This window comes from Bradyrhizobium sp. PRIMUS42 (assembly GCF_023006515.1).
Taxonomy (GTDB): Bacteria; Pseudomonadota; Alphaproteobacteria; order Rhizobiales; family Xanthobacteraceae; genus Bradyrhizobium.
In genome coordinates, this window is record NZ_JALBGZ010000762.1 from 1 (window position 1) to 2,858 (window position 2,858).

Annotated in this window: 2 protein-coding genes; both read right to left on the reverse strand. The window is 65.0% G+C overall.

Annotated elements, in window-relative coordinates:
* Positions 1–843 (reverse strand): DUF882 domain-containing protein (locus MOV75_RS33175; RefSeq protein WP_247007439.1); only part of this gene is annotated, 843 nt, incomplete at its 3' end.
* A 271-nt stretch (positions 844–1,114) separates the two neighbouring features.
* Positions 1,115–2,858 (reverse strand): murein L,D-transpeptidase (locus tag MOV75_RS33180; protein ID WP_247007440.1); only part of this gene is annotated, 1,744 nt, incomplete at its 5' end.

Genomic DNA, 2,858 nt, shown 5'->3' on the forward strand with positions numbered 1-2,858 from the left:
GGTCGGGGCCGCCGGCTTCGCGGCCGGGGCGGGCGCGCCCTCGTCATCCTCGTCGCTGCTGCTGGCCGGAGCTGCCGACTTGCCCTTGAACAGTGCGGCAAAGAAATTCGGCTTGCTGCCGGAATCGTCGCCGCTGCCGCGTCGCTCGATCTCGGCCTTGGCGAGCTCGTAACCCTTCAGCGGCGTGCCGTCGGTCGGGACATGGACGGTGCGGCCATCCGGGAACACCCGGGCGAGCTGGTCATGCGTCATGCGCGGCCAGTGCCGGATGCTGCCGGTGTCCAGATGCACGAAGGGCGAGCCCGAGGTCGGATAGAAGCCGACGCCACCGCGCTGGAGGCGCAGGCCGGCGAAGCGGATCTGCTCCAGCGGCACGCCCGGAATGTAGAAGTCCATCGCATGTCCCAGCATGTGCTGGCTGAAGCGCGCCACACCGGAGGAGCGGCGGCGGAGCATGGCGTTGGTGGCGGGGGAGCGGTAGGAGGAGATGATCTGAATCGGCTGCTTGCCGTCGACGTCGCGGTAGACTTCCCAAAGGATGTCGAAGAGGCGACGATCCATGACCGTCTCGTCCTGGGTGCGCCAGTCGCGCAGGAAGTGGTTGAGCTGCTTCAGCGCGGCTTCGTCATAGCGGCCGTCGCGCTTGAAGGTGACGGTGAGGTCTTCGCCGGAATGGGTGTGGTGGAACGAGAGCGTCTTGGTCTCGTTCAGCGCGGCGGCGTTATGAACCGAACCTGCGGCAGCAAGCAGCAGTGCGGCAGCAAGGCCGATCCTGGATCCGGCCTTCACTCCCGCATGGGACAACGACAGCACAGCGAATTTGCGTGCGAGACCAGTCAGCACGTATGAGCCCACCCAGTCGACGAGCGTTCAAAATGGACTCTCCCGCCAACCCCGTTGGCGCGCGAAAGAGGATGAACGCTTTATTAAAGCGAGAAGGTTAATTCGAGGTTGACCTTTTCGCCCCCAAACCAAGTCAGAATACAAACCTAACCGGTTGACTGTGGCAAAAAAACGCCCGCGGGCCGGGCCCAGGTGGACAATGGTTAACGTTAAGCGGCCCCATCCAAGGGACGGAGCCGCTGATTTCGTTGAAGAATTCGCCGAATCGGGCTTAGCGGGTGAACACCCGCTGCTGCTGGGGCCGGCGGCCGACCGGGGCCGGCGGCGGGGTCGGGGCTCCGCCTCCGAACAACCGCTCGAAGAAGTTTGGTCCGGACGAGCCGAAGCCGCCACCATTGTTGGCCACCGCCACGCCTGAGGGCAGGGTCGTCGCCGGGCGCGAGTAGCTCGGCTGCGAGTGTGCCACGATGGCCTCGAGGTCCTTGCCGCGGTTGTTCTTCAGGATGTTGATCATGGTCGCGTCGCGGCCATAGACGTCCTTGCGGAATTGCAGCTTGCCGGCGTCATCCACGAACGCGGTCTGATAGGTGATGTTGACCGGGACCGGGGTCGGGAATTTCAGGTCGATCTCGCTCTTGCCGTACATGCTGCGCACGCGCTCGGGCGTGTATTTCTCGTTCGGCATGACGATGTTGAGCAACACCGAGGCGTATTGATCGGGGTTCTGTACGCGCATGCAGCCATGGCTGAAGGCGCGATCTTCCCTCGCGAACAGGTTCTTGTCCGGCGTGTCGTGCTGATAGACCAGGAACTTGTTCGGGAAGTTGAAGCGGATGCGACCGAGCGCGTTGGCTTCGCCGGGGGGCTGAGAGATGTGCACCGAGCCGTCGCGGTTCTGCTCGAGCTTGAGGCCCATGCGCTGGAGCACGGTCGGGTCCTGCTGAAGCGCCGGCAGGTACTCGTTGTAGACGATCGACGGCGGCACGTTCCAGGTCGGATTGACCGTGATGTACTTCATCGTCTCGGTGAGCAGCGGGGTCGCATGCGTGCCGGGCTTGCCGGTGACGACGCGGGTGGTCCAGACCTGCTGGCCGCGCTGCATCACCTTCAGCGTGTAGTCGGGAATGTTGAGGATCACATAGGCATCACCCAGCGCGGGCGCGCCGAGGTCGCGCGGCAGCCAGCGCCAGCGCTCCATGTTGACCAGCACCACGTCGATCTGCTTGTCGCGCTTCGGGGTGTTGAGCGCCTTGACCGTCTTGTCGTCGAGGATGCCGGTCGCCTTCATCTCGGCACCGCTCTGGAATTTGCGCACGGCGTCGGCGACCGCCGCGTCATAGCGGGTGTCGTTCGCGTTTTCGGCGAGGCCGAGCTTGGCGCGCAGTTGCGGCACGCGCGGATCTTCCACGACGATCTCGGCCTGCTTCTTGCCGGCCGGGGTGTATTTCAGCGCCGGACCGTCGGCGATCTCGATCACCGGGCCGTTGCCCTGACCGCGAAGCTCCGCGAGCTTCGCCTTCAGCTCCTTGTAGAGCTTGTGCGGCGGGTTGTAGCTGTCGAGCGCGGTGGAGGCGTCGGTCGCGGTCGTGACCTTGGCGAGCACATCGTTCGGGTCGACCGGATGCTCGGGATAGAGGATGTCGCCGCTGACCTGTGACCAATGCATGCGGCCGCTCTGGGCCTGGCGCGCATAGTCGAACATGCTGGCGGTGAGCTTCAGCTCGGCATCGGCGAGCGCATCGGGCGTGGTGGCGCTGGCGAAATCCGGCACCGCATAGTCGGCAGGGTTGAGGCCGTCGGAGGCCGCGTCCTTCAGCCGCGCGACGACGCCCTTGGCCGCAGCGGTCAGGCTGCCGCCTTGCGTCCAGACCGGCGCGAAGTCCCGTGCGCCATAAAACTTCTCGATCGCGGCGCGCTCGTTCTTGCGGTCGAAATAGCGCGACGTCTTGGCGCCGATGATGTCCTTGAGCTTGTCGGCGACCGGCTGGTCGGCGGCGGGAACGTTGCTTGCAGCC